This is a genomic window from Chromobacterium sp. LK1 (genome assembly GCF_001043555.1).
Lineage (GTDB): Bacteria > Pseudomonadota > Gammaproteobacteria > Burkholderiales > Chromobacteriaceae > Chromobacterium > Chromobacterium aquaticum.
On record NZ_LDUI01000052.1, the window covers coordinates 147,072 to 171,443 of the forward strand.

Annotated in this window: 26 protein-coding genes; 11 read left to right on the forward strand and 15 right to left on the reverse strand. The window is 65.7% G+C overall.

Annotated elements, in window-relative coordinates:
* Positions 1–14: 14 nt before the first annotated feature.
* The 5 genes from antB to VI26_RS20510 all read right to left on the reverse strand — a co-directional run bounded on the left by antB (position 15) and on the right by VI26_RS20510 (position 4,420).
* Positions 15–506: an anthranilate 1,2-dioxygenase small subunit gene (gene antB, locus VI26_RS20490; protein ID WP_048411606.1), complete on the reverse strand. Its 492-nt coding sequence runs from the start codon at positions 504–506 to the stop codon at positions 15–17.
* Positions 503–1,900 (reverse strand): anthranilate 1,2-dioxygenase large subunit, encoded by a 1,398-nt coding sequence (antA, locus tag VI26_RS20495; protein ID WP_048411607.1) that lies wholly within the window; start codon positions 1,898–1,900, stop codon positions 503–505. Before antA ends, antB begins: the two co-directional genes overlap by 4 nt.
* Positions 1,901–1,984: 84 nt before the next feature.
* On the reverse strand, positions 1,985–2,896 hold the full coding sequence (catA, locus tag VI26_RS20500; RefSeq protein WP_048411608.1) for a catechol 1,2-dioxygenase: 912 nt from the start codon (positions 2,894–2,896) through the stop codon (positions 1,985–1,987).
* 65 nt (positions 2,897–2,961) lie between these two features.
* A complete protein-coding gene (gene catC / locus VI26_RS20505) occupies positions 2,962–3,252 on the reverse strand; it encodes a muconolactone Delta-isomerase (protein WP_048411609.1) in 291 nt (96 codons plus the stop codon).
* Between the two features lie 16 nt (positions 3,253–3,268).
* Positions 3,269–4,420: a muconate/chloromuconate family cycloisomerase gene (locus VI26_RS20510; RefSeq protein ID WP_304413467.1), complete on the reverse strand. Its 1,152-nt coding sequence runs from the start codon at positions 4,418–4,420 to the stop codon at positions 3,269–3,271.
* A 95-nt stretch (positions 4,421–4,515) separates the two neighbouring features.
* Between VI26_RS20510 and VI26_RS20515 the strand changes: the two genes are divergently transcribed.
* A complete protein-coding gene (locus VI26_RS20515; RefSeq protein WP_048411610.1) occupies positions 4,516–5,418 on the forward strand; it encodes a LysR family transcriptional regulator in 903 nt (300 codons plus the stop codon).
* A gap of 15 nt (positions 5,419–5,433) precedes the next feature.
* On the opposite strand, the gene VI26_RS20520 is transcribed toward VI26_RS20515, so the two are convergent.
* Positions 5,434–6,303 (reverse strand): helix-turn-helix domain-containing protein, encoded by an 870-nt coding sequence (locus VI26_RS20520; RefSeq protein ID WP_048411611.1) that lies wholly within the window; start codon positions 6,301–6,303, stop codon positions 5,434–5,436.
* Positions 6,304–6,513: 210 nt separating this feature from the next.
* Between VI26_RS20520 and VI26_RS20525 the strand changes: the two genes are divergently transcribed.
* The 4 genes from VI26_RS20525 to pcaG are packed head-to-tail and all read left to right on the forward strand — an operon-like array spanning position 6,514 to position 10,477.
* A complete protein-coding gene (locus VI26_RS20525; RefSeq protein ID WP_048411612.1) occupies positions 6,514–7,698 on the forward strand; it encodes a 4-hydroxybenzoate 3-monooxygenase in 1,185 nt (394 codons plus the stop codon).
* Between the two features lie 37 nt (positions 7,699–7,735).
* Complete coding sequence (locus VI26_RS20530) at positions 7,736–9,145, forward strand: MFS transporter (protein WP_048411613.1); 1,410 nt, start codon at positions 7,736–7,738, stop codon at positions 9,143–9,145.
* Positions 9,117–9,866 carry a protocatechuate 3,4-dioxygenase subunit beta gene (gene pcaH / locus VI26_RS20535; protein ID WP_048411614.1) on the forward strand — a complete coding sequence of 250 codons (750 nt, stop codon included), beginning with the start codon at positions 9,117–9,119 and terminating at the stop codon, positions 9,864–9,866. Before VI26_RS20530 ends, pcaH begins: the two co-directional genes overlap by 29 nt.
* Complete coding sequence (pcaG, locus tag VI26_RS20540) at positions 9,863–10,477, forward strand: protocatechuate 3,4-dioxygenase subunit alpha (protein ID WP_048411615.1); 615 nt, start codon at positions 9,863–9,865, stop codon at positions 10,475–10,477. The genes pcaH and pcaG overlap by 4 nt, the downstream gene beginning before the upstream one ends.
* 11 nt (positions 10,478–10,488) lie before the next feature.
* Here the strand turns inward: pcaG and VI26_RS20545 are convergent, their stop codons facing one another.
* Positions 10,489–11,655, reverse strand: coding sequence for an MFS transporter (locus VI26_RS20545; RefSeq protein WP_048411616.1), 1,167 nt, complete (start codon positions 11,653–11,655; stop codon positions 10,489–10,491).
* 134 nt (positions 11,656–11,789) lie between these two features.
* On the opposite strand from VI26_RS20545, the gene VI26_RS20550 reads away from it, so the two are divergent.
* Entirely contained in the window at positions 11,790–12,383 is a 594-nt protein-coding gene (locus VI26_RS20550) for a TetR/AcrR family transcriptional regulator (protein WP_048411617.1), read from the forward strand.
* On the opposite strand, the gene pcaC is transcribed toward VI26_RS20550, so the two are convergent.
* The 7 genes from pcaC to VI26_RS20585 all read right to left on the reverse strand — a co-directional run bounded on the left by pcaC (position 12,372) and on the right by VI26_RS20585 (position 19,014).
* Positions 12,372–12,776 carry a 4-carboxymuconolactone decarboxylase gene (gene pcaC / locus VI26_RS20555; protein WP_048411618.1) on the reverse strand — a complete coding sequence of 135 codons (405 nt, stop codon included), beginning with the start codon at positions 12,774–12,776 and terminating at the stop codon, positions 12,372–12,374. The two genes, VI26_RS20550 and pcaC, sit on opposite strands and share 12 nt — an antisense overlap.
* Positions 12,769–14,118 (reverse strand): 3-carboxy-cis,cis-muconate cycloisomerase, encoded by a 1,350-nt coding sequence (gene pcaB, locus VI26_RS20560; RefSeq protein ID WP_048411619.1) that lies wholly within the window; start codon positions 14,116–14,118, stop codon positions 12,769–12,771. Before pcaB ends, pcaC begins: the two co-directional genes overlap by 8 nt.
* 13 nt (positions 14,119–14,131) lie before the next feature.
* Entirely contained in the window at positions 14,132–14,911 is a 780-nt protein-coding gene (gene pcaD / locus VI26_RS20565) for a 3-oxoadipate enol-lactonase (protein WP_048411620.1), read from the reverse strand.
* A gap of 12 nt (positions 14,912–14,923) precedes the next feature.
* Positions 14,924–16,264, reverse strand: coding sequence for an MFS transporter (locus VI26_RS20570; protein ID WP_048411621.1), 1,341 nt, complete (start codon positions 16,262–16,264; stop codon positions 14,924–14,926).
* 206 nt (positions 16,265–16,470) lie between these two features.
* Positions 16,471–17,673 carry a 3-oxoadipyl-CoA thiolase gene (gene pcaF / locus VI26_RS20575; RefSeq protein WP_048411622.1) on the reverse strand — a complete coding sequence of 401 codons (1,203 nt, stop codon included), beginning with the start codon at positions 17,671–17,673 and terminating at the stop codon, positions 16,471–16,473.
* Positions 17,670–18,329, reverse strand: a complete 660-nt coding sequence (locus tag VI26_RS20580; RefSeq protein WP_048411623.1) for a 3-oxoacid CoA-transferase subunit B — start codon at positions 18,327–18,329, stop codon at positions 17,670–17,672. The genes pcaF and VI26_RS20580 overlap by 4 nt, the downstream gene beginning before the upstream one ends.
* A complete protein-coding gene (locus VI26_RS20585) occupies positions 18,322–19,014 on the reverse strand; it encodes a 3-oxoacid CoA-transferase subunit A (RefSeq protein WP_048411624.1) in 693 nt (230 codons plus the stop codon). Before VI26_RS20585 ends, VI26_RS20580 begins: the two co-directional genes overlap by 8 nt.
* A gap of 164 nt (positions 19,015–19,178) precedes the next feature.
* Here VI26_RS20585 and VI26_RS20590 point away from each other — a divergent pair, with 164 nt between their 5' ends.
* The 4 genes from VI26_RS20590 (at position 19,179) to VI26_RS20605 (ending at position 23,769) form a co-directional block, all read left to right on the forward strand.
* Positions 19,179–19,988, forward strand: coding sequence for an IclR family transcriptional regulator C-terminal domain-containing protein (locus VI26_RS20590; RefSeq protein WP_048411625.1), 810 nt, complete (start codon positions 19,179–19,181; stop codon positions 19,986–19,988).
* Between the two features lie 90 nt (positions 19,989–20,078).
* Positions 20,079–21,557 carry a PAS domain S-box protein gene (locus VI26_RS20595; RefSeq protein ID WP_053074560.1) on the forward strand — a complete coding sequence of 493 codons (1,479 nt, stop codon included), beginning with the start codon at positions 20,079–20,081 and terminating at the stop codon, positions 21,555–21,557.
* On the forward strand, positions 21,554–21,997 hold the full coding sequence (locus tag VI26_RS20600; RefSeq protein ID WP_048411626.1) for a response regulator: 444 nt from the start codon (positions 21,554–21,556) through the stop codon (positions 21,995–21,997). Before VI26_RS20595 ends, VI26_RS20600 begins: the two co-directional genes overlap by 4 nt.
* Before the next feature lie 5 nt (positions 21,998–22,002).
* Complete coding sequence (locus tag VI26_RS20605) at positions 22,003–23,769, forward strand: bifunctional diguanylate cyclase/phosphodiesterase (protein WP_048411627.1); 1,767 nt, start codon at positions 22,003–22,005, stop codon at positions 23,767–23,769.
* A 230-nt stretch (positions 23,770–23,999) separates the two neighbouring features.
* Here VI26_RS20605 and VI26_RS25105 read toward each other — a convergent pair whose 3' ends face one another.
* Complete coding sequence (locus VI26_RS25105; protein ID WP_231581071.1) at positions 24,000–24,161, reverse strand: hypothetical protein; 162 nt, start codon at positions 24,159–24,161, stop codon at positions 24,000–24,002.
* Between VI26_RS25105 and VI26_RS25110 the strand changes: the two genes are divergently transcribed.
* The coding region (locus VI26_RS25110; protein ID WP_231581072.1) for a hypothetical protein at positions 24,151–24,372 on the forward strand (222 nt) is incomplete at its 3' end. The two genes, VI26_RS25105 and VI26_RS25110, sit on opposite strands and share 11 nt — an antisense overlap.

A 24,372-nucleotide genomic window follows, 5' to 3' on the forward strand; every position in this document is an offset into this window, starting at 1 on the left:
TCGGTTTTCCGCTCTCAGAGGTGGTAGAAGTCCAACACCGCGTTGACGGTATCGTTCAGCAACAGCACGTGCTGGCGCCGGATCAGCCAGCTGTCGCCATGCTCCGCCAGCCGGTAGCTGGCGCGGCCGTAGAAATAGCTGGTCTCGCCGAAGCGGGTGTAGAAAGTGGCCCAGTTGACGCGCGCCTCCAGCAAGCCGTCGTCGCGCACCTGCACGCGGATATTGCTCACCTGATGCAGGGTGCGCGGCAGCGGGGTGCAGGCGGCGGACTTGCCGGTGCGGATGCGGAATACCCTGTCCTCCAGGCCGGCGCGGCTGGCGTAGTAGATCAGCGACATTTCGCGCTTGGGATCGGTGGTGTGCACATGCTCGGAGTCCCATTGCGGCACATGGTATTCGCAGTCCGGCGCGTAATGCGCCAGGTAGCCGTCCCAATCCTGGGTGTCGCACAGCTCGGCGTGGCGGTAGAGAAACTGTTCCACCCGGTATTGCAGTTCGCTATTCATCGCTCGACTCCTTGCCCGTCGGCGCCGCGCCGCTCCAGCCCTTGCAGCAGGAATTGCCGCCAGGCGCTGTGCTGGTTGACGTACAGGCCCTCATGGGTGATTTCGGTCCCGGTCAGGCAGGGGCGGATGCCCAGTGTCTCGCTATTGGGGGTGGCGCCTTCGCGCCAGCGCGGGTGGCCGCGCGAGATATCGCTCCAGCGCTCCAGCCTGGCCTGAAAGCCGCGCTGAGCCTCGCGGAATTCGGTCAGGTCGTCCGGCGTGCCCATGCCGGAAACATTGAAGAAGTCCTCGAATTGACGAATGCGGTTTTCGCGATCGGTGGCGGATTCGCCCTTGACGCCCAGGCACTGGCTCTGCACCAGGGTCTTGTTCCAGGCCAGCGGGCGGATGATGCGCAGCTGGGAGCTGATCTGATCCATGAAGAACAGGCTGGGGTAGATATTGAGGTTGCGCAGCCGGTGCATCATCCATTCCGCCTTGGCCTGGCCGTGCTCGGCCACCAGCCGCGGCATGATGCTGGCGTAGCCGGGGCGCACCGCCGGATTGGGCATGTCGCTGAACAGCACGCTGTGGCCGTTGGGGAAGGAGAACCAGCCGTCGTCGGTGGCGGCGTCGCCGGCGCCCAGCTTGCTGTAGTCCAGCGTGGCGGCGTTGGCCGCGCCTTGCTGGCGGTTGACTTCCTGACGATGCTGCACCGTGGCCACGTAGTTGTAATGCACGGTGCTGACGTGATAACCATCCAGGCCGTTTTCGTTCTGCAGCTTCCAGTTGCCGTCATAGGTATAGCTGGACTTGCCCGGAAGCACTTCCAGCTCGCCGTCTGGCGCTTGCGCCACCATCATGTCGAAGAACAGCTTGGCGTCGCCCAGGTAGTCTTCCAGCGAGTCGGCGCCGTCCAGATCCAGGCTGACGAAGACGAAGCCCTTGTAGCTGGCGATGCGCGCCCGTTTCAGCGAACGGCCGGCCTTGTCGAAATCCGCCGGATACTCGTCCGGCGCCTTGACCTTGAGCAGACGGCCATCGTTCTTGTAACACCAGGCGTGGAACGGGCAGGTGAAGGTGGATTGCTTGCCCTTGCACAAGCGGGTGAGGGTGGCGCCGCGGTGCTGGCAGGCGTTGACCAGCGCGTGCAGGACGCCGTTGCCGTCGCGGCTGACGATCAGCGGCTGGCGGCCGGCCTGCAGGGTGATGAAGTCGTTGGGTTCGGCGATCTCGCTTTCGTGACAGGCGTAGATCCAGACTTTTTCAAAGATCAGCTCCATCTCCAGCTCAAACAGCTGGGTGTCGGTGAACATCTCGCGGGCGATGCGGTAAACGCCGTCGGCCGGGCGGAAGTCCAGGCAGCCGCCGACGAAGCTGCGCCATTGTTCCGTGCTGCGGAAGGTTGTGCTCATCGTAATGTCCTTAGACTTTGAACAGATTCTGCGTACCGGCGGGCCCGCCGCGCCGGGCGGCGGGCCGCGGTTACAGTCAGTCCATCAGGCCTGGGCGCGGGCGCGGCTGACCTCGGAGGAGGGTGCCGGCGCCGCTGCGCGGTGCAAGGTGAAGTTGAACTCGATGCGGGCGAAGGGCTTGCTCACGCCGCTGCGGCGCAATTCCTCCGGCGCGCTGAAGCGCTCGATATCGGGCACCAGCCCTTCGCGCGAGCCGAAGGCGAAGTCGTCCCACAGATAGGGGTCGTCCTGGATGTTGATCTGGGTGGTCAGCTTGCGAAAGCCCGGCGCGGAAACGAAGAAGTGCACATGGGCCGGGCGGTGGCCGTGGCGGCCCAACTGTTCCAGCAGCCGGTCGGTGGCGCCCTGCGGCGGCACGCTGTAACCACAGGGCATGATGCTGCGGAAGCGGTAGCGGCCCTGCGCGTCGGTGCGGATGCTGCGCCGCAGGTTGAAGTCGCTCTGGGTCTTGTCGAAGTAGGAGTAATTGCCCAGGCTGTTGGCGTGCCATACCTCAACCAGCGCGTGCGGCACCGGCTGGCCGGCGCTGTCCAGCACCTGGCCGCGCATGAACAAGGGTTCGCCGTCGTCCTTGCCGTCGTCCAGCCGCGCCTCGCATTCGCACAGCGGCGCGCCGGCCACGTAGAGCGGGCCTTCTATGGTGCGCGGGGTACCGCCGCTGAGGCCGGCCCGGCGCTCGGCCTCGTCGGCGCGCAAATCCAGATAGTGTTCCAGCCCCAGTCCGGGCACGATCAGCCCCAGTTCGCCGCTGCGGCCGGCTTCGGCCAGTAGTTCCACCGCGCTCCAGAACTCCGACGGCTGGATGTCGAAGTCTTCTATCGTGTAGAACAACTCGCGCAGCAGGCGGTTGACGATGGCGCGAGTGCGCGGATTGCCATCGGCGATGGCGGCCTGGTCAAAGCGTTGCAGCAGGGCGTCGATGTCGGCGCGTTCCATTGGCGTTTCTCCTTTGGTGGTGGGGCTGGGGCGGGATGTTATGGTTGTGGGCCGCCGCCAGCGGTTCAGCGATCGTCCGCGTGGATGCTGGACGGATGCCGGTTCAGCGGACGGACCGCGATGCGCATGAAGGGGAAGAGCGGCAGGCTGGACAGCAGTTGATGCAGTTCTTCGGCGTCGGCGACGTCGAACACGCTGATGTTGGCGTACTGACCGCTGAGCCGCCACAGATGCCGCCACTGGCCGCTGCGCTGCAGCGCCTGCGCGCGTTCGCGCTCGTCCAGTTTCAAGGCCGCCGCCCGTTCCGGGTCCAGGTCGTGCGGCAGGTTTACTTGCATTTCCACATGAAACAGCATGGTTTTCTCCTTGGGTTCAGACCGCGTGCAGCCGCGGCGCGCTGCGGTCGCGGCGCAAGGCGGCCAGCTTGTCCGGGTCCGGCCGCACGCCCAGGCCGGGGCCGGAGGGTAGCTGCAGTTCGAAATCGAGGTAGCGCAGCGGCTCGGTCAGCAACTCCTCGGTCAGCAGCAGCGGGCCGAACAGCTCGCAGCCCCAGTCCAGCCGGTCGAAGGTGGAGAACAACTGGGCCGAGGCCATGGTGCCGACGCCGCCTTCCAGCATGGTGCCGCCGTACAGGCCCAGACCGTTGACCGCGGCGATGTCCGCCACCTGGCGCGCGGCGAACAGGCCGCCGGATTGGGCGATCTTGACGGCGAACACATCGGCGGCGTCCAGGCGCGCCAATAGGTTGGCGTCCACCGGGCCGTGCAGGGCTTCGTCCGCCATGATGGGAACGACGAAACGCCGCGCCAGCCGCGCCAGCGCGGCCGGGTGCTCGCGCGGCACCGGTTGTTCGATCAACTCCACGCCGCCATCCTGCAATTGGGCGATGGCGCGTTCCGCCTGCATCTCGCTCCAGGCCTGGTTGACGTCGACGCGCACGCCGGCGCGGCCGTCCAGCGCGCGGCGGATCGCCAGCACGTGGGCGACGTCGTCCTCCGGCGCGCGCAGCCCTATCTTCAGCTTGAACGCGCGGTGGCGCCGCAGCTCCAGCATGGCTTCGGCCTCGGCGATATCGCGGCCGGTGTCGCCGCTGGCCAGGGTCCAGGCCACCGGCAGGCTGTCGCGCACGCGGCCGCCCAGCAGTTCGCTCAAGGGCACGCCCAATCGCCGCGCGCGCAGGTCCAGCAGGGCGGTTTCCAGCGCGCACTTGGCGAAGCGGTTGCCGCGGGCGCTGCGGCGCAGCGTGCGCAACAGCCGGGCGAAGGCATCGGCGTTCTCGCCGCGCAGCAGCGGGGCGAGGTGGTGATCGATATTGGTCTTGACGCTTTCCGGGCTTTCCTCGCCGTATTGCAGCCCTCCTATGGTGGTGGCCTCGCCCCAGCCCTCTTGCCCGTCGCGGCAACGAATGCGCACCAGGGCCAGCGTCTGGCTGCGCATGGTGGCCACCGACAGTTGGTGCGGCCGGATGGTGGGCAGGTCGACCAGAATGGTCTCCACCGTTTCTATCGTGGTTTCAGGTATCAAGGCTGCGCTCCCGTGGTTTCGGATATCATGCAAGCCTGTGCGAGCGACGGTCCAACACCGTTTTTGTCTGCTTTCATACCTGTGAGGTATCAAGGATGGAACTGCGTCACCTGCGCTATTTCGTTGCCGTCGCCGAGGAGCGCAACTTCACTCGCGCGGCGGAGCGGCTGCATATCGCGCAGCCGCCGTTGAGTCGGCAGATCCAGCAATTGGAGGAGGAGTTGGGGCTGCGGCTGCTGGATCGCGGCGAGCGGCCGCTACAACTGACCGAGGCCGGCCGTTTTTTCTACGACCAGGCGCGCAATCTGCTGACCCAGGCCCAGGGCATACGCGCGATGACGCGCCGGATCGCGCTGGCGCGCCGCCAGCTGGTGATCGGCTATGTCGGCTCCACGCTGTACCGGCCGCTGCCGGAGGTGATACGCCGTTTTCGCGCCATTCACGCCGACACCCAGCTGTCCCTGCTTGAAATGACGTCTTTGGAGCAGGTGGAGGCCTTGAAGGCCGGCCGCATCGATGTCGGCTTCGGTCGCTTGTTGTTCGACGACCCCAATGTCGAGCGCGAAATCCTGGCCGAGGAGGCGATGTGGCTGGCGCTGCCCTTGGAACACCCGTTGGCGCAGCGCGCCGAGCCGCTGTTATTGCGCGACGCGGCGGAAGAAACCGTGCTGATCTACCCGCGCCAGCCGCGGCCCAGCTACGCCGACCAAGTACTGGCCGCCTTCCGCCAGCGCGCGCTGGAGCCGGCCTATTTGCTGGAGGTGCGCGAATTGCAGGCGGCGCTGGGCCTGGTGGCCGCCGGCATGGGCGTGTGCGTGGTGCCGGCCAGCGTGCTGCGGCTGCGTCGCGACGATGTGGTGTACCGGCCGCTGGCGGACGAGGGGCTGGTCTCGCCGCTGATCATGAGCGCGCGGCGCGAGGACCGTTCCGAGGAACTGGCCCTGATCCGGCGCTTATTGCGCGAGCTGCTGCCGCGCGAGGAGACGCTGGAGGAGTAGGGCGTTGGCGCGGGTTCATGTCTTATTGCGGAACTCGCTTGGAGATAAGCCAAGCTGGCGCTTGAAGCAGCGACAGAAATAAGCGGGATCGTTGAAGCCGAGATCATAGGCCACGCGGCTGATCGGCCAGGCGCTGTAAGCCAGCATGCGGCGCGCCTCCAGCATCAGGCGCTCCTGCGTCAAGGCGAAGGCGGTTTTCCGGCTCAGCTTGAGGCTGGCGCGGTTGAGCTTGCTGGCCGTCACGCACAAGGCGTCCGCATAGCGCGGGATGTCCCAATGCTCACGATAGCGTTCTTCCAGCAAGGCGTGGAAACGGGCCAGCAAATCGCGCTCGGCCGGGTGCCCGCCGCCGGCGGCGTCCTGCTCGTCGACCAGGCGCGCCAGCATCAGCAGAATGGCCTTGAGCAAGCAGTCCACCATCAAGTCCTGGCCGCGTTGCGGCCAGTGCAATTCGGCCAGCAATTGGCCAAACAAGGATTCGATGCGTTCCCTGGCCGGCCAGTCCCGCCGCAGATCCACCAGCCTGGGCGCTTGCAGCAGCGGCCGCAGCAAGGCGCCGGCTTGATCCGGATCGTGGGTCAGCGCGCTTTCGGCCACGGTCAAGACAAAGCCCTGCGCCTCTTCCAGAAAACTGAAGCCATGCACCGTCGCCGGCGGCAGGCAAATGGCCGCCGGTCCGCTCAGCGGATATTCCCGGTCGTCGATGCGCGCCTTGACTTCGCCGTCCAGCAGGCAAAGCAACTGGAACAGGCCGCGATGACAATGGTCGGCGATTTCCCAGTCGAAGCGGCGGCTGCGCGAGCTGAGCAGCTCGAGATGCAGAAACGCCGCGTCTGTGACGCTGCTCTCTTCGCCATACAGGGTGAATTCCGGTGCGCGGTCCATGCGGCTCTTCCGAATCAAGACTGAGCAAATAGTACAAGTCTTTGTCAGCTTGCTCCATTTAGCGCGGTTCCGGTAGCGGCTAGGATTTCCCTGGCAAATCAATGTATTCGGTTGCACGGTTTTTCGCCGTTATTGCTGCGGCGCAATATGCGGTGGCTTGGCATTGCCGCAATCGTGCAAGCCTTGTCACGCTCTTCATGGAGGCTTGCCATGCGTACATCCGTGGGCATCATCGGCGCCGGCCCTGCCGGCCTGCTGCTGGCGCAGTTGCTGCAACGGCACGGCATCGATTCCGTGGTGCTGGAGGCGCGGGGGCGCGCCGAGATCGAATCGACGGTGCGCGCCGGCGTACTGGAGCCGGGGACGGTGGAATTGCTGGCGGAGGCCGGCGCGGACGCGCGGCTGCGTCGCCTGGGGCAGGAGCACCGCGGCATAGCGCTGGCCTTCGACGGCGGCCGCCACCGCATCGACTTGTACGCGCTGACCGGGCGCACCATCACCGTCTACGCCCAGCACGAGTTGCTGAAGGATTTGATCGCCGCGCGGCTGGAGGCCGGCGGCGGGCTGGTCTTCGACAGCCCGGTCACCGCGCTGGAATCCTTCGACGGCGGCGGACCCGCGCGCATCCGTTACTGCGACGCTGGCGGCGCCGGTGAACGGGCGCTGGAGTGCGACTTCATCGTCGGCTGCGATGGTTTTCACGGCATCGCGCGTCAGGCGCTGGGCGAAAGCGAGCCGCCTTGGCAGCGGCAATATCCGTTTGCCTGGTTCGGCATCCTGGCGGCGTCGCCGCCCTCGGCGCCGGAACTGATCTACGCCTGCCATGAACGCGGTTTCGCCCTGGTCAGCACCCGTTCGCCCACGCTGCAGCGGCTCTACTTCCAGTGCGCGCCGGACGACAGCGTGGACGCCTGGCCGGACGCCAGGATCTGGGACGAATTGCAGGCCAGGGTGCCGGCCGCCGATGGCGTGGGCCTGGAGCGGGGGGAGATCCTGCACAAGAACATCGTCGCGATGCGCAGTTTCGTCGCGCGCAGCTTGCAGCGCGGCCGGCTGTTTCTGGCCGGCGACGCCGCCCACATCGTGCCGCCCACCGGCGCCAAAGGTCTCAACCTGGCCGCGGCCGACGTGCGTTTATTGGCCTTGGCCCTGGTCGAACATTTCCAGGACGGCAGCGAAGCGGCGCTGCTCGATTACAGCCGGCGCGCCTTGCGCCGCATCTGGCGCGCCGAGCATTTTTCCTGGCGGCTGACCGGCTTGCTGCACGCTTTTCCCGATGCCGGCCCGTTTGAACGCGAGATGCAGCGCGCCGAGCTCGACTACCTAGTGTCCTCGCGCGCGGCGGCCACCAGCCTGGCCGAGAACTATGTAGGCATGCCCTGGGACTGGGACTGAGCCGTCAACAAGCAAGAGCCCGTTCAAAGGAGAGGTCATGAGCAAACCACCGCTGGATGTGCAGACCATCATCGACGAGCGTTTCAGCCCTTGTCAGCGCCTGCTGCTGGCGCTTTGCTTCCTGGTGGTGGCGGTGGATGGCTTCGATGCCGCCGCCGTCGGCTATATCGCGCCGGCCCTGGTGCAGGAGTGGGGCGTGCCGCGCGCCGCGCTGGGGCCGGTGCTGAGCGCGGCCCTGTTCGGCCTGGCGCTTGGCGCATTGAGCGCCGGGCCGCTGGCGGACCGCTACGGTCGCAAATCCGTGCTGCTGGCCTCGGTGCTGTTCTTCGGCGCCGGCAGCCTGGCCAGCGCCTTCGCCGCCACCTTGGAGCAATTGACCACCTTACGTTTTCTGACCGGCCTGGGGCTGGGCGCGGCGATGCCCAATGCGGTGACGCTGATGTCGGAATTCGCGCCGGCCCGCTACCGAGCGGTGCTGGTGAACGCGATGTTCTGCGGCTTTCCGCTGGGCGCGTCGGCGGGCGGGGTGCTCGCCTCCTGGCTGATTCCGCATTACGGCTGGCGCAGCGTGCTCTTGCTCGGCGGCCTCGCGCCGCTGGCGCTGGCCGTACCGCTGTGGCGCTATTTGCCGGAGTCCGTGCGTCACATGGCCGCTCACGGCGCGCCGCCGGCGCGTATCCGCCGCGTGCTGGAACGCATTGCCGGGCGCGATCTGTCCGCCGAGCCCGGCTTTGTCGCCGCCGAGCCGGCGCTGGGCGGGCGCTCGGCGGTGGGCGTCGTCCTCGCGCCGGCCTACCGGCTGGGTTCTCTGATGCTATGGCTGGCTTATTTCATGGGGCTACTGATTTTTTACCTGCTGACCAGCTGGCTGCCCCTGCTGATCAAGGACGCCGGCTTTTCCATCAGCCAGGCCGCGCTGATGACCGCCTTGTTTCCGCTGGGAGGCGGCATCGGCACCTTGGCCGCAGGATATTTGATGGACCACTTCAACCCCAACCGGGTGGTGGCGCTGGGCTATGCCTTGACCGCGGGGCTGATCTTCGCCGTGGGACAGGGAACGGCGACGATGCTGAGCCTGGGCGGCCTGATCTTTCTGGCCGGCACCGCGATGAACGGCGCCCAATCGTCGATGCCGGCGCTGGCTGCCGGCTTCTACCCCACCCATGGCCGCGCCACCGGCGTGGCCTGGATGCTGGGCATCGGGCGCTTCGGCGGCATCGTCGGCGCCTTGCTGGGCGGCGAGTTGCTGCGCCGGCAGCTGGAGTTGGACACCATCTTCGCCCTGCTGGCGATTCCGGCGGCGCTGGCGACCGCTGCCTTGCTGTGCAAGCAGCGCTTTGCCGCCGTGGCGGCGCCCTTCGACGCAGCCCGGCCCGCAACGTCGTCGCTGCCAACCTCAAACGAACAGGAGCAAGCCCATGTGGATACCCGCTCAGAGCGCGGATGAACTTTACCCGCGGGATCACCGCGATCATCCGCCGGCATTGACGCCGGACTACAAGAGCAGCGTGTTGCGCGCGCCGCGCCATGCGCTGATCGCCTTGCAGCATTCGCTGTCGGAAATCACCGGACCGGTGTTCCATGGCGAAGAGCTGGGCGCGCTGGATCACGATCTGACGCGCAATTACGCGCACCAGGGCTCGCCGATAGGCGAGCGCATCATCGTGCACGGTTTTGTTCGCGACCAGAACGGCCGGCCGGCGGCCAATACCCTGGTGGAAATATGGCAGGCCAACGCCGGCGGCCGCTACCGGCATCGCCAGGACCAGTACCTGGCGCCCATAGATCCCCATTTCGGCGGTTGCGGCCGCGCGCTGACCGACGAAAACGGCTATTACTTCTTCCGCAGCATCAAGCCCGGCCCCTATCCATGGCGCAACCGCGCCAACGATTGGCGGCCGGCCCACATCCATTTTTCCCTGTCCGGAACCGCCTATGCGCAGCGCTTGATCACTCAGATGTATTTCGAGGGCGATCCCTTGATCGCCAGTTGCCCCATTGTCGGGACCATAGGCGACGAGGAGCAGGTGCGGGGGCTGATCGCGCAACTGGATCGCAGGGCGACAGTCCCTTTCGACAGTCTGGCCTATCGTTTCGACATCGTGTTGCGCGGCCGGCGCGCCACCTTGTTCGAAAACCGCGTTCAAGCCACGCAGGAGGATTTATGAATCCGCTTCCGATTCCGCAAGTCGTGCTGCGTGAAACCGCCTCCCAAACCGCCGGGCCCTATGTTCATATCGGCCTGGCGCCGCAACAGGCGGGTTTTGATGCGTACCGAAACCCTATCGGTGCCAGCCTGCTCGTGGACGGCCTGGAAGGCCAGCCCATCGTCCTGCATGGACAAGTGCTGGACGGCGCCGGCGCGCCGGTGCGCGACGCGCTGCTGGAAATCTGGCAGGCGGACGCCCACGGCCGCTATGCCGGAGCGGAGGCTGGAGGCTTCCGCGGCTGGGCGCGCGCCTGCACTGATTTCGACGGCGGGGGCTACCGTATCGACACGATCAAACCGGGTCGGGTGATGGGCCGGGACGGCCGCTGGATGGCGCCGCACATCAATGTCTGGCTGGTAGCGCGCGGCATCAATCTCGGCCTCCATACCCGGATTTACTTCGCCGACGAGGCCGAGGCCAATGCCGCGGACCCGGTGTTGAACCTGATCGACGGGGAAGCAAGGCGGCAGACCCTGCTGGCGTTGCCGGACAGCTCCAGCGACGGACTCGCCTACCGTTTCGATATCCACCTGCAAGGGGAGCGGGAAACAGTGTTCTTCGAGTTGTAAGGGCCGCGCAATCAGCTGTCCAAGGCCGCTTCGAGGACACGCGTTTTCAAGCGGCTCCGCCCGGCCCAGGCGATCAAGGCCATCAGCACGCCGGCGTGGTCCACCACCCAGCCGGTCACCGCCGCGCCCAAGGCCACGCCGCTGGCCAGGCCGGTGATCAGCCAGGTCAGGCCCTCGGTCAACTGGGCCGGCGCCACCATCTCCTCCACCAAACCCATCGCCACGATCATGGTGGGGGCGAAGAACACCCCGGCCAGCAGCATGCCCGCGCCCAGCAGCCACAGATTGGAAACCAGCAGCAAGGGCAGGGTGGCCAGCGCGGTGGCGGCGGCGGCCCAGACGAAGAGCCGCGGCAGCGGCATGTTGAGCTTGCGCGCGCCGAACAGCAGGCCGGCCAGGCAGGAGCCTATCGCGTACACCGACAACACGATGCTGGCTGCCGCCGGCTGCCCTTGCTGCTGGGCGAAGGCGACGCTGATCACGTCCACCGCGCCGGCGATGGCGCCCAGCGCCAGCAGGGCCAGGATCAACACCCGCATGCCGGCCAAGGACGCGACCGAGCCGCGGCGTTCCAGTGCGCTGGGGTGCACCGGCGGTTCGGTGCCGGTTTGCGCGCAGAAGGCGGCGACGCCGCCGGCCAGCAGCACGGCGGCCAGCAAGGGCCCGGCCTGCGGAAACGCCGCCACGCTCAGGCCAACGGCAATGGGCGGGCCGACGATGAAGCAAACCTCATCCAATACCGATTCCAGCGAAAACGCGGTGTGCAGTTGTGGTGAGCCGCGATAAATCTCGGTCCAGCGCGCGCGCGCCATCGCCGACATGCTGGGCATGCAGCCGGCGAGGGCGGCGGAAACGAACAAGGTCCACACCGGCCATTGCGCCCAGCTGCAGAACAACAGCGCCAGCATCGCCGTCACGCTGAGCGCGGTGGCGGCCGGCAATACCCGACGCTGGCCGTAGCGGTCCACCAATCTGGAGATCTGCGGCGCCAGCAGCGCCATCGAAAAGGTGAAGGTGGCGGCGACGGCGCCGGCCAGCCAATAGGAGCCGGAGGTTTGCGACAACATGGTGATGATGCCGATGCCGGTCATGGAGATAGGCATCCGCGCCACCCAGGCGGCGGCGGAGAAAGCTAGGCTGCCCGGGTGGGAAAATAGGCTGAGGTAGGGGTTGGCCATCGGGTTTCCTTGTAACGGACGATGGGAATAAAGCCGTCCGCTGTTTTAATATACGCGACGTATGTTAAACTAATCGACATACATGCCGTATGTCAAATGCGGCGCGATGACCCAGGCGGCAACAGGAGAACGCGATGGCAGGCAAGACTCGTAGCGAAACCATGGAGGAAACCCGGCGCCGGCTGCTGCTGTCGGCGCGTCGCAGCTTTGGCGCCGATGGTTACGCGGCGACGGTGATGGACGAGTTGACCGCCGCCGCCGGCGTGACCCGCGGCGCGCTCTACCACCACTTTGGCGACAAGAAGGGCTTGCTGTTGGCGGTGGCCCAGGGGCTGGACGCCGAGATCGAGGCCGGCCTGGCGCGGGCGGAGCGTGAGGCGGCGGACCCGTGGCAGGGTTTCAAGCGCCGTTGCCGCGCTTACCTGCAAGCGGTTACGCAGCCGGAGGCGCAACGCATTTTGCTGCGCGATGCGCCGGCGGCGCTGGGCGCCGAATACGTGCAGGTCGGCCAGCGGCAGTGCGTCGGCGCCATCGCCGAGCGCTTGCGCGCGCTGATGGACGCCGGCCTGATCCGCCCCGCCGATCCTCAGGCGCTGGCGCGCTTGATCAACGGCGCGTTGGTGGAGGGCGCTTGCTGGGCGTCCGGCGCCGAACAGCCGGCGGCGGCGGTGGCTCAGACGCTGGACGCGCTGGAGATCTTGCTGGAAGGGTTGCGGCTAAGCGCCTGAGCCGTCGCCGCCGTCGCAGGACGAGGCGGCCAAGGCTTCTTCCGCCAGCTGGAAGGCGGTGTTCGCCGCCGGCACGCCGCCATATATCGCCACCTGCAGCAGGGTTTCCTTCAGTTCGTCCCGGCTGACGCCATTGTTGCGCGCCGCGCTCAAATGCAGCTTCAGCTCCGCCTCTCTGCCCAGCACCGCCAGCATAGCGATGGTGATCAGGCTGCGCTGCCGGCGCGATAGGCCAGGACGATCCCAGATCTCGCCCCAGGCGTAGCGGGTGATCAGGTCCAGGAAATCGCCGTTGAAGTCGCTGCGTCCGGCCTGGCTGCGGTCCACGTGGGCGTCGCCAAGCACTTCCCGGCGTATGCCTTCGCCCTGGCGCAGTCGTTCTTGTTCATCCATCCGTTCGCTCCCGATAACGGCGCAAGACCCGCACCACCATGGCATCGGCCGCGCCCAGGTTTTGAGAAGGCTCCAATAGCGTGCTCGATTCGTCGTGGCTCAGCAAGGCCGACAATTCGGGGTGGCCGCGCAGCGCGTCGGCCAGGCTTTCCCCGCGTAGGCGCGCCTGTTGGCAGCACTCCGCCACCAACTGATGCGCGCGCGCGCGGCCCAGCCGCTCTCCCAAGGCCATGGTCACCGCTTCCGCCATGATCAGGCCGCCGCTGGCGGCAAGATTGCGGCGCATGGCGTCGGGCCGGACTTCCAGCCCGCGCAACAGCTCCACCGCCTGGCGCAAGGCCCCGGCGCACAAGCACAGCAGCTCAGGCAGCGTTTCCCACTCCGCATGCCAGCCGCCCAGGCCGCGCTCCTGCTCCTGAACCTGGGCCGTCAGCAGGGTGGCGGCCAATCCCGGCGCCCGCGCGGCGGCGGCCAGCATCACCGCCGAGGCCACCGGATTGCGCTTGTGCGGCATGCTGGACGAGCCGCCGCGGCCAGCTTGTTCCGGCTCGCACAACTCGGCGATTTCGGTTTGCATCGACAAGGACACATCGCGGCCCAGCTTGCCCAGGGTGCCGCACAAGAGCGCGCACCAGCAGGCCAGTTCGGCCAGGCGGTCGCGCTGGCTGTGCCAGGGCAGGTCCGGCGCGGCGAGATCCAGCCGCCGCGCCATCTGCTCCGCCACTGCCAGACCATGAGGCTGCAGCGCGGCCAGGGTGCCGACCGCGCCGCCCAATTGCAGCGTCAGCAGGCGCGGGCGCAGCTGCCGCAAACGCTCGCGCTGGCGCAGCAACGCGTCCAGCAGGCCGGCGAGCTTCAAGCTCAAGGTGGTGGGCGGCGCCTGTTGCAGCCAGGTGCGCCCGGCCATGATCTCGTTGCGGTGTCGCGCGCAGTGTTCCGCGCAGAGTTCGATCAAGACGTCGAGATCGGCGCCGACGTCCTCGAGCGCCCGCCGCAGTTGCAGCACCAGCGCCGTGTCCAGCACATCCTGGCTGGTGGCGCCCCAGTGCACGAAGCCGGCGGCGCCGGCATCGTCGGCGGCGACCAGCGCCGTCAGCTGGCGGACCAGGGGAATCGCCAGATTGCCGGCCAGCGCGGCGTCGGCCGCCAGCCGGACCGGGTCTATCAGCGCGGCGCGGCAATGCGCGGCAATGGATTCCGCCGCGGCCGGCGGAATCACGCCGACGTCGGCCTCGGCCCGCGCCAGCGCGGCCTCGACGTCCAGCATCGCCTGGATGGCAGCGGCAGGGGTGAAAGCCTGACTTCCGGCGCCGGGGCGGAACAAGGGACTGAGCAGTTCCATTGGCATCCTTGCTTCAGTGCGCGTCGAGAAAAGCCAGCACGGCCTGTTCGAAGGCGAGCGGGGCTTCCAGATTGGACAGATGGGAGGCCGGCAGCAGAGCCAGCCGGGCCTGCGGAATGGTCGCGGCCATGGCTTCCGCTTCCGCTGCGGTGGTGACCGGATCGAGCTGGCCGGCAATCAATAAAGTCGGCGCGGCGATGCGCGGCAAGTCGGCGCGCAGGTCGGCGTCGGCCAGCGCCTCGCAGCAGGCGGCGTAGCCGCCCGGCGAGGTGGCCGCCAGCCAGGCGCGCGCCTGCTCGACGATGTCCGGCGCCTGGGCGCAAAAATCGGCGCTGAACCAGCGCAGATGCGCGCTGGCGGCCAAGGCGGCCAGGCCCTCGGCGCACACCTGGGCGGCGCGCTGCCGCCAGGCTTCGCTTGTGCCTATCTTGGCCGCGCTATTGCTGACGATCAGGCATTGCAGGCGCTCCGGCGCGTGAACGCCCAGCCACAGGCCGGTGAGGCCGCCCATCGAGATGCCGCAAAAGTGCGCGCGCTCGATATCCAGCGCGTCCAGCAAGGATAGCGCGTCGCCGGCGAGATCCGCCAGCCGGCACGCGGCGCTGGCCGTGCTGGCGCCGTGGCCGCGGGTGTCGTAACGCAGCACGCGGTAATGCCGGCTCAGGGCCGGCAGTTGCGGCCGCCACATCTCCAGCGTGGTGCCCAGGGAGTTGGACAGCAAGAGTGTCGGCGCGCCGGTCGGCCCGTCCAGTTGGTAGTGCAGAGAATGGCTGGCCAGTTTCAATATGGGCATGGGGGCTCCTCTCTATGCCTGGGATTTCAAAACCGTGGGCGTGGCGTCCAGCCGCGCCATCGCGAACAAGGCCAGCGCGCCGGCCAGCACCGGCGCCGCGGCCCAGGCGAAGAAGCCGGGCGCGGACCCGGCGGCGGCCAGCAGCAGGGCGCCGGTCATCGAGCCGATGATGGAGCCGGCCCGGCCGGCGGCCAGCGCCCAGCTTACTCCGGTGGCGCGCGCCTGGGTGGGGTAGAGGGTGGCGGCGAGTATGCTCAGGTTGTTCAGCGCGCCGGTCAGGCTGAAGCCCACCAGGAACACGGTGGCGAACAGCCAGCCGCCGTCGCCCAGCGCCGCGCCCACGGCGGTCAGCGCCAGCGCCGCCAGCAGGCATAGCCAGGGCAGCACCCGGCGCGCGCCCATCCGGTCCATCAGCATGGCCATGACCACGCCGCCCACCGCGCCGCCCAGCGGCACCATGGCGCTGATGCGCGCCGCCTGCGCCGTGCTGTAGCCATGGTCCCGTAGAATGGTGGGCATCCAGTTGGTGAGCAGGTAGAACACGAACAGACAGCAGAAAAAGGTCAGCCACAACAGCAAGGTGCGGGCACGGACGCCGGCGACGAACAGCAAGGCGGCCGGCGAACGACTGCCCTGAGCGGCGTCTTCACGGCGGAAGGCCTGTTGCTGCCAGCGCGGGTCCGGATTGATGCGGGCAACGATGCGGCGCAGCGCGGCGAGCTGCTCCGGCCTGCCGGCGAGATAGCACACCGATTCCGGCAGCAGCCAGACCATGAAGGGCAGCAGAAGCAAGGGCGCCAGGCCGCCGGCCACCAACACGCCTCGCCAGCCCCACAGCGGGATGATCTGGCTGGCGACGCCGCCGCCCAGCGCCAGGCCGGCGGTGAAGCCGGCATAGCTGAGGGTGACCAGCAGCATGCGGTGGCGCGCCGGCGAGTATTCCGAACTCAGGGTGATGCAATTGGGCAGCACGCCGCCCAGGCCGATGCCGGTGGCGAGGCGCAGCAGCGCCAGCGCCTCGATGGACTCCGCCTGGGCCGAGGCCAGCGTGCCCAGACCGAAGATCAGCGTGCACAGCAGCAGCACCCGCTTGCGGCCCAGCCGGTCCGCCACCGGGCCGAAGGCAAAGTTGCCGATCAGCATGCCGAACAGGCCGGCGCCGAATGCCGGGGCCAGCTGGCCGCGAGAGATGCCCCATTGGCTGATCAACTCCGGCGCGATATAGCCGATGGCGGCGGTGTCGAAACCGTCCAGCAGCACGATGATGAAACACAGCGCCAACACCATGATCTGGTAGCGGGACAGCGGACTGTCGTCGATGAACTGGCTGATGGCCATGGGCTTGTCCTGCATGGGAAGCTCCTATGAGGGTGAGCGCGGCGGCTACTCGTCGTGCCGCAGCAGGCTATGAACCGGTTCTCTGTTCAAAGTCTTGCGAGCAAGGGCGAAACAAGGCGAAAACGAGCGGAAAAGCGGAATGTAGGTTTGGTACATGAGCATTTTGAGCTGGTACTCACCGTGCAAGGTTTCACGAAGCGCAGCAGACTTTGAATCGGCTCTTAAACGCGTTCGATGATCAGCGCAATGCCTTGCCCCACGCCTATGCACATGCTGCACAAGGCGTAGCGGCCGCCGGTGCGCTGCAGCTGGTACAGCGCGGTGGCCGCCAGCCGCGCGCCGCTGGCGCCCAGCGGGTGGCCCAGGGCGATGGCGCCGCCGTTGGGATTGACGTGCGGGGCGTCGTCCGGCAAGCCCAGCTCGCGCAGCACCGCCAGCGCCTGGGCGGCGAAGGCCTCGTTCAGTTCGATCACGTCCATCTGCTCCAGGCGCAAGCCGGCCAGGGCCAAGGCCTTGCGTATCGCCGGCGCCGGGCCAAAGCCCATGATGCGAGGCTCCACGCCGGCGCAGGCCGTGGCCAGCACCCGGCCGCGCGGCGTCAGACCATGCTGTGTCAGCGCGGTTTCGCTGGCCAGCAGCAGCGCCGCGGCGCCGTCGTTGATGCCGGAGGCGTTGCCGGCGGTGACGCTGCCGTCGGGCCGCACCACGCCCTTGAGCCGGGCCAGCGCTTCCAATGAAGTGGCGCGCGGGTGCTCGTCGCGCGCGAAGCGCAGTGATTCGCCCTTGGGCTGCGGGATGTCCACGGCGATCAGCTCATCGTCCAGCTGGCCGGCTTCCTGGGCGGCGGCGGCGCGCAGCTGGCTGCGCAGCGCGAAGGCGTCCTGGTCCGCGCGCGAGACCTGAAATTGCTCTGCCACGTTTTCCGCGGTTTCCGGCATCGAGTCCACGCCGTAGCGCTCACGCAGCAAGGGGTTGATGAAGCGCCAGCCCATGGTGCTGTCTTCTATGCGCAGATTGCGGGCGAAGGCGCTGCCGGCCTTGCCCATCACATAGGGCGCGCGGCTCATGCTTTCCACGCCTCCGGCGATCAGCAGGTCGGCCTCGCCGCTCTTGAGCGCGCGCGCGGCCTGGCCGATGGCGTCCAGGCTGGAGCCGCACAGGCGGTTGACGGTGCTGGCCGGCGTGGACGGCGGCAGGCCGGCCAGCAGGGCGGCCATGCGCGCCACGTTGCGATTGTCCTCGCCGGCCTGGTTGGCGCAGCCATAGAGCACATCGTCCAGCTGCTCCCAGTCCACGTCCGGGTTGCGCCCTTGCAGCGCGGCCAGCGGCAGGGCGGCCAAGTCGTCGGCGCGCAAGGCGGACAGGCTGCCGCCGTAGCGGCCGAAGGGGGTGCGGATGGCGTCGCAGATATAGGCGGCTCTCATTGGGTTTCTCCTTGGCGGGCGTCGATCAAGGCCACTGGGGTCAAGCGCTGCAATTCGTCGAAATCCAGGCCGGGCACGCATTCGCGCACCAAGAGCTCGCCGTCGCGGAGGTCTATCACCGCCAGGTCGGTGTAGACCCGGTTCACGCAGGCGATGCCGGTCAGCGGGTAGCCGCAGGTTTCCACCAGCTTGCATTGGCCCTGCTTGCTCAAGTGTTCCATCATCACGAACACTTGCTTGGCGCCTATGGCCAGGTCCATCGCGCCGCCCACCGCCGGGATGGCGTCCGGCGCGCCGGTGTGCCAGTTGGCCAGATCCCCGCGCCGCGACACCTGGAAAGCGCCCAGCACGCAGATGTCGAGATGGCCGCCGCGCATCATGGCGAAGGAGTCGCCATGGTGGAAGAAGCAGCCGCCGGGCAATAGCGTGACCGGCTCTTTGCCGGCGTTGATCAAATCCGGGTCCGCCTGGCCGGGAGCCGGCGCCGGTCCCATGCCCAGCAGGCCGTTTTCGCTATGCAGAAAGATGTCTAGTTCCGGCGGCAGGTAGTTGGCCACCCGGGTGGGCAAGCCTATGCCCAGGTTGACGTAAGCGCCTTCCGGAATGTCGCGCGCAACCCGCGCCGCCATCTGCTCGCGATCCAGTCGCTTAGTCATGCCCGCCTCCTTGCGTGGGCTGGCCGGCGACGCAGACCAGCTTGTGAACGAAGATGCCCGGCGTCACCACGGTTTCCGGATCCATTTCGCCCAGCGGCAGCAATTGGCCGATCTGAGCGATGGTCTGGCGCGCGGCGGCGGCCATGATGGGGCCGAAGTTGCGCGCGGTCTTGCGGTATTGCAGATTGCCCCAGCGGTCGCCGCGCCAGGCCTTGATCAGCGCGAAGTCGGCGTGTATCGGGTATTCCAGCACGTAGTCGCGGCCGTCGATGCGACGGGTCTCCTTGCCGGCCGCCAGTTCCGTGCCGTAGCCGGTGGGGGTGAAGATGGCGCCGAAACCGGCGCCGGCGGCCTGGATGCGCGCGGCCAGATTGCCCTGCGGCACCAGTTCCAGCTCGATGTCGCCGGCGTGGTAGAGCGCGTCGAAGACCTGGGAATCCGCCTGGCGCGGAAACGAACAGATGATCTTGCGCACCCGACGCGCGCGCAGCAGCGCGGCCAGGCCGGTTTCGCCGTTGCCGGCGTTGTTGTTGACGATGGTGAGATTGCGCGCGCCGTGGTCTATCAACGCGTCTATCAATTCCGCCGGTTGGCCGGCGACGCCGAAGCCGCCGATCATCACCGTGGCGTCGTCGTGGATGTCGGCAATGGCGGCGGCGGCTGAGCTTACCGTTTTATCAATCATCGACTGTCCTTTGCGGGCTGCATGCAGCCATGAACAAGATTGTGCGATTATCGATCGAAATAATTTTAATCGCGCATTCAGCATGCTTGCCTGCCAGCCGCGGGGTCAATACGATGATCGCAATAGTGTGCGGTAATCGCTCAAAATGGATGGCGGGAGGAGATATGCAACAACTGCGGGATGGCGAGACAGAGCAAGACGTCGAGGACAGCTTCAGCGGCGACCCCAACTATATGGCCTCGCTGGCGCGTGGGCTGGCGGTGATTCAGGCGTTTTCTGCGCAGCGGCGTTTATTGTCCACCTCTCAGATCAGCCAGCGCACCGGCATTCCGCGCGCGGCGGTGCGGCGCTGCCTTTACACATTGAACAAGCTGGGCTTTGTCGATAGCGAGGATGGCCGCAATTTCGCCTTGCGCCCGCGCATCCTGGCATTGGGGCACGCGTATCTGGGTTCCACGCCGCTGGCGCGCGCCGGACAGCCGGTGCTGCGCCACGTCAGCAGCAGCGTCAATGAATCCAGCTCCATCGCCATCCTGGACGGGGACGAGATTCTCTATATCGCGCGGGCCTTCACCTCGCGCATCATGACGGTGGATCTGGACATCGGCAGCCGCTTGCCCGCGGTATGCACCTCGATGGGACGGGCGATGCTAAGCCGGTTGCCGGCGGCGGAACAGAGCCAGTTGCTGGATCGGGCGCGGCTGGTCCAGCATACGCCGCACACCATCGTGGAGCGGACCGCATTGGAAGCGGAATTGGCGCGGGTGGCGGAGCAGGGCTATGCCATCATCGACCAGGAACTGGAAATCGGCCTGCGCTCCATTGCCGTGCCCATCATCGCCGCCGATGGCCGTGCCGCGGCCGCGATCAATGTCGGCGTACAGGCCGCGCGCGTCAGCCGCGAGGACCTGCTGCTGCGCGTGCTGCCGGTCTTGCGCGAAGCTGCGGAGGAACTGGCCTTGTTGTCCGGTTAAGGTCAGCTGGACGGGGGGCAGAATTAGCAGCGAGAGGGAAAACCCTATGCTAAACCTAAGCAGCAAGGCATAGGCGAAAGCAGGAGAGTCATGTCATTCAAATTCCCGGAAAGAATGCCGACCGCAGGCGCCTCCGACGACGCTGGCCTGGCCGCCGTGGTCGAGGCCGCCCCGGTGGGGGTGCTGGTGGTGGCGGCCGATGGCCGCATGCTTTATGTCAACAGCGCGCTGGAAAGCATGTTTGGCTACAGCAAGGCCCAACTGCTGGGGCAGAAGGTGGAGATGCTATTGCCGGCGGAGATTCGCGAACGCCATCTCGACTTCCGCCAATTGTTTTTTGCCCAGCCCACGCCAAGAACCATGGGCAGCGGCCGCGAGTTGTTCGCCCAGCATGCGGATGGACGCCAGTTTTCGATTGAGATCGGCCTGGGCTCCATGCCGCACAACAACGAAGTCTGCGCCGTGGCCTTTGTCAGCGATATCACTCAGCGGCGCCGGCTGGAGCATCGTTTCTCCAAGATGGTGTCTTCGTTGCCCATCGGCCTGCTGATGGCGGGAGCGGATGGCAAGATTTCCATGACCAACCCGGCGCTGGACGCGATGTTCGGTTACCCGCAAGGCACGCTGGCCGGGCAAGCGGTGGAGGTTTTGCTGCCGCAGCGCATACGCGAGGGGCACCCGGCGTTGCGGGCCGCCTTCGCCAAGACTCCGGAGGTGAGGGCGATGGGGTCCGGCCGCGATTTGCTGGCTCAGCATAGAGATGGCAGCGAGTTTCCGGTGGAAGTGGGCCTGACCCCGCTGGAAACCGAAACGGGCCGACAAGTGCTGGCCGCCATCACCGATATTTCCCAACGCAAGAAATTCGAGGAAACGCTACAGCAGGCCAATGCGCAGTTGGAGGAGTTCACCTATGTGGCCTCGCATGATTTGCGCTCGCCTTTGCGCGGCATTGCCGACTTGATCTCGTGGATACGCGAAGATTTGGATGCGTCCCAGCTTAGTCCCGATATAGAAAGGAACTTTGTCCGCGCCGAGGAACGCATCGCCCGCGCCGAGCGCATGATAGACGATCTGCTGGAATACGCGCGGGCAGGGCGTCAGGAGGAGCGCGTGGAAGAGGTCGACCCCAAGCAACTGGTGCGCGAGACTCTGGACCTTATCAATATTCCCGCTGACTTCCGCGTGGAAGTCGAGATCACGGCCCGTCCGTTTCCCGCCACGCGCACACCATTATCGCTGGCGATCCGCAACCTACTGTCCAATGCCTGTAAACATCACGGCGGCAGCAAGGGCGTGATCCGCATCTCGGTGGAGGAAGAAGGGCGCTTCAATCTGTTCACGGTGGAAGACGACGGCGTTGGTGTGCCGCCGGGTTCGGAAGAGCGCATTTTCAAACTGTTCCATCGCGCCAGCAGTCAGGCGGCAGGGCATGGCGTCGGGCTGGCGGTGACCCGGCGCATGGTCAACAGTAACGGCGGCACGGTGGTTCTGGATCGAAACGGCAGCTTGGGCGGTGCCTGTTTCCGTATCCGCTGGCCACGGTTTCCGCTCAAGGAGGTGGAATCATGACAAGTGCGATTTTATCGAGCGATATCACGGTTTTGCTGGTGGATGATGATGATGTGGCCATCGAAGGTGTATTGCGCGGCGTGCGGCGCCAGGGCCTGGAGTGCAAGATGGAAACCGCTTGCGATGGCCTGGAGGCCTTGCAAATCCTGCGCGGCACGCATGAAAGCAAGAGCATTACCAGCCCATTCCTGATCCTGCTGGATCTCAATATGCCGCGCATGGATGGCTTTCAATTCCTTGAAGCCGTCCGCGCCGACAATCAATTGCGCAACTCGGTGATCTTCGTGCTGACCACCTCGGCGCGTGATGCCGACCGCATGCGCGCTTATGAGGAAAATGTGGCTGGTTATATGATGAAATCCGCGGTGGGTCCACAGTTCGTGAAACTGATGGCCTTACTGCATTCCTATGCCCAATCCGTGGTCTTGCCCACCCGGTAAGTGCAATGATCGATGATGTCGAATGCCTGCTGGAAACGCTGCCCCAGGTGAGTGTGCTGGTGGTCGACGACGATGATGTCGATCGCGAGCGCATCATCCGCCTGTTGCATCGCAATGCCCAGTGTTCGCAGATTCTCGAAGCCGACTCCAAGGCCAGCGCGCTGAGGCTGTTGGGGCGGGAATTGTTCGATTTCGTGTTTCTGGACTTCAAACTGGACGACGGTGATGGCCGTGAGCTGGTGCCCTCGATCCAGCAGCGAAATCAGTCCTGTCTGATCGTGGCGGTCACCGGCACCGGCAATGAGCGCATCGCCGCCGAGGCGATCAAACTGGGCGTTTACGAATACCTGCCCAAGTTCGAGCTGACCGAGGACCGCCTGCGTCAAACCATCAGCGATGGGGTCAGGGTGGCAGCGATACAAGCCAAGCTGCGCGAAACCGAACAGTTGTTGCAGCACCGCAGCCTGTACGACTCCCTGACCGACTTGCCCAACCGCAACCTGTTTCTCGATCGCCTGGATCAGTTGTGCGCATTGCATGCTCGCAACCAGCTGCCGTTTGCCGTGTTGATGATAGATCTGGACCGCTTCAAAGAGGTAAACGACAAACTGGGCCACCAGGCCGGCGATCTGGTATTGCGGGAAGTTGGCGTGCGTTTCTCCAGCTTGCTGCGCGGTTCAGATACCATCGCGCGCTTGGGCGGGGATGAATTCGCCGCCTTGCTGCTGGAAGTGGATAGCGCGGAATGCGCGTTGTCGCTGGCGGAGAAGGTGGGTCACACGTTGGACACGCCGATCCTGGTGGGCGAGCACGCCTTGTCGATAGGCGCCTCTTTCGGGGTGGCGATGTGTCCACAGCATGGCCGAGACCCGGCCCAGCTATTGTCCTGCGCCGATATCGCGATGTACCAGGCCAAGAGCCGTCTTGGCGCCGTTGCCCTGTACGCGGGAGAGAACGACAAGCCCTGGCCCAAGGCAGGGCAAACCACCCAAGCGCTGATCACTCAGTTGACCCGTGCCATCCAGTACGAGGAGCTGGAGATGCATTATCAGCCCAAGGTCAGACTGGACAGCAAGGAGGTGCTTGGCTTCGAAGCCTTGGTCAGATGGAACAAGCCGCTGCAAGGGCAGGTGAATCCGGATGAATTCATGCCCACCTTGGAGTCTTGCAATCTGCTGAGCCGCTTCACTTATCTGACCCTGGAACTGGTGCTGTCGCAGCAACAGCGCTGGATAGGCCAGCTGCGAAAGCCATTCAAGGTGGCAGTGAACATCTCCGCGCGGATGCTGGAAGACGAGGGGTTTGTCGAACAGGTGGTGGTGAGATTGGCGGACTACCAGGTGCCATCAAGCCTGTTGGTGCTGGAGTTGACGGAAACCGCTCTGGTCATCAACCCGGTCAAAGCCAAGAAGGTGATCGAGCAATTGCACGCTCATGGGGTGTCCTTGTCCATCGACGATTTTGGCGCGGGCTTCACATCCTTTACCTACCTGAAAAGCTGCCCAATCACCGAAATCAAGCTGGACAAGGCATTTGCGCAGGAGCTGGAGCCCGGTTCCTTCAATGCCGCGCTGATACAATGCATGGCGGTGTTTTGCCAGACCCGCGCCATCGACTTTATCGTGGAAGGCGTTGAGCGCAAAAAGCATTGGCCGCTTTTGATGCAGCTTGGCTGCTATTTGGGCCAGGGCTACAGCATTGCCAAACCGATGCCTGCAACCAAAGTACTGCCTTGGTTGCAGGCGTGGGAACCAAACGGGCCGCAGGACTAAAAACGCCGCATCCTGTGGTTCGCATAATGTATATTATGTCAAATCAAGAATACACCTAAGACAGCCCTCTACCTCTACCTCTATCTCTATTTCAACCATCCCGCTGCTTGTGCCGTAGAAACATCCTGCTTCGGACACGCACGCAGGCATGTTCAGAAAACGACTCAAGCAGCTCCTGCCATACTCTGAGACAATTTATTGTCACTGTAACGAAAATTTGGCGAATCAAGTTACTGCCTTTCGTCCAAGCCAGAGCCTCCTGGCATGAAAAAGCATTCCGGCGGCGGATTGCCCTTGATCGCTGCGCTGTAGATTTTTCTCGCCAGCTCAAAGTCGGGTTCGCCATAACGCTCCGGGTCCGCTTTCAGCGCTTGCTCCAGCATGCTGGTCAAGCAAGCCCACTCCTTGTCATTTAACGTTACGGTGACGGTATTTGCGCGGTACTTGCGCTGGCGCTCGGCGCCGCTCATTGCGTGGGGGCTTGGCGGACGTCCGCGTTTTCTGCTGGTGGCGCTTGGCACCGGTTCTGTCTTGCCATCCATATCTATCCTTCCCTATATGAAGTCGCGAGACGGCGTTGAAACCGAGCTCAAAATGCTCATG

Excerpts from the sequence above, each read along its gene's own strand:
- pcaG (WP_048411615.1), top strand. The coding sequence starts at position 9,863 with ATGAATCCGCTTCCGATTCCGCAAGTCGTGCTGCGTGAAACCGCCTCC.
- VI26_RS20595 (WP_053074560.1), top strand. The coding sequence starts at position 20,079 with ATGTCATTCAAATTCCCGGAAAGAATGCCGACCGCAGGCGCCTCCGAC.
- antA (WP_048411607.1), bottom strand. The coding sequence starts at position 1,900 with ATGAGCACAACCTTCCGCAGCACGGAACAATGGCGCAGCTTCGTCGGC.
- catC (WP_048411609.1), bottom strand. The coding sequence starts at position 3,252 with ATGCTGTTTCATGTGGAAATGCAAGTAAACCTGCCGCACGACCTGGAC.
- VI26_RS20590 (WP_048411625.1), top strand. The coding sequence starts at position 19,179 with ATGCAACAACTGCGGGATGGCGAGACAGAGCAAGACGTCGAGGACAGC.
- pcaH (WP_048411614.1), top strand. The coding sequence starts at position 9,117 with ATGTGGATACCCGCTCAGAGCGCGGATGAACTTTACCCGCGGGATCAC.
- VI26_RS20530 (WP_048411613.1), top strand. The coding sequence starts at position 7,736 with ATGAGCAAACCACCGCTGGATGTGCAGACCATCATCGACGAGCGTTTC.
- catA (WP_048411608.1), bottom strand. The coding sequence starts at position 2,896 with ATGGAACGCGCCGACATCGACGCCCTGCTGCAACGCTTTGACCAGGCC.
- pcaB (WP_048411619.1), bottom strand. The coding sequence starts at position 14,118 with ATGGAACTGCTCAGTCCCTTGTTCCGCCCCGGCGCCGGAAGTCAGGCT.
- VI26_RS20525 (WP_048411612.1), top strand. The coding sequence starts at position 6,514 with ATGCGTACATCCGTGGGCATCATCGGCGCCGGCCCTGCCGGCCTGCTG.
- VI26_RS20515 (WP_048411610.1), top strand. The coding sequence starts at position 4,516 with ATGGAACTGCGTCACCTGCGCTATTTCGTTGCCGTCGCCGAGGAGCGC.
- antB (WP_048411606.1), bottom strand. The coding sequence starts at position 506 with ATGAATAGCGAACTGCAATACCGGGTGGAACAGTTTCTCTACCGCCAC.
- VI26_RS20585 (WP_048411624.1), bottom strand. The coding sequence starts at position 19,014 with ATGATTGATAAAACGGTAAGCTCAGCCGCCGCCGCCATTGCCGACATC.
- VI26_RS20570 (WP_048411621.1), bottom strand. The coding sequence starts at position 16,264 with ATGCAGGACAAGCCCATGGCCATCAGCCAGTTCATCGACGACAGTCCG.
- VI26_RS20545 (WP_048411616.1), bottom strand. The coding sequence starts at position 11,655 with ATGGCCAACCCCTACCTCAGCCTATTTTCCCACCCGGGCAGCCTAGCT.
- pcaF (WP_048411622.1), bottom strand. The coding sequence starts at position 17,673 with ATGAGAGCCGCCTATATCTGCGACGCCATCCGCACCCCCTTCGGCCGC.
- VI26_RS20550 (WP_048411617.1), top strand. The coding sequence starts at position 11,790 with ATGGCAGGCAAGACTCGTAGCGAAACCATGGAGGAAACCCGGCGCCGG.
- VI26_RS20600 (WP_048411626.1), top strand. The coding sequence starts at position 21,554 with ATGACAAGTGCGATTTTATCGAGCGATATCACGGTTTTGCTGGTGGAT.
- pcaC (WP_048411618.1), bottom strand. The coding sequence starts at position 12,776 with ATGGATGAACAAGAACGACTGCGCCAGGGCGAAGGCATACGCCGGGAA.
- VI26_RS20580 (WP_048411623.1), bottom strand. The coding sequence starts at position 18,329 with ATGACTAAGCGACTGGATCGCGAGCAGATGGCGGCGCGGGTTGCGCGC.
- VI26_RS20605 (WP_048411627.1), top strand. The coding sequence starts at position 22,003 with ATGATCGATGATGTCGAATGCCTGCTGGAAACGCTGCCCCAGGTGAGT.
- pcaD (WP_048411620.1), bottom strand. The coding sequence starts at position 14,911 with ATGCCCATATTGAAACTGGCCAGCCATTCTCTGCACTACCAACTGGAC.
- VI26_RS20520 (WP_048411611.1), bottom strand. The coding sequence starts at position 6,303 with ATGGACCGCGCACCGGAATTCACCCTGTATGGCGAAGAGAGCAGCGTC.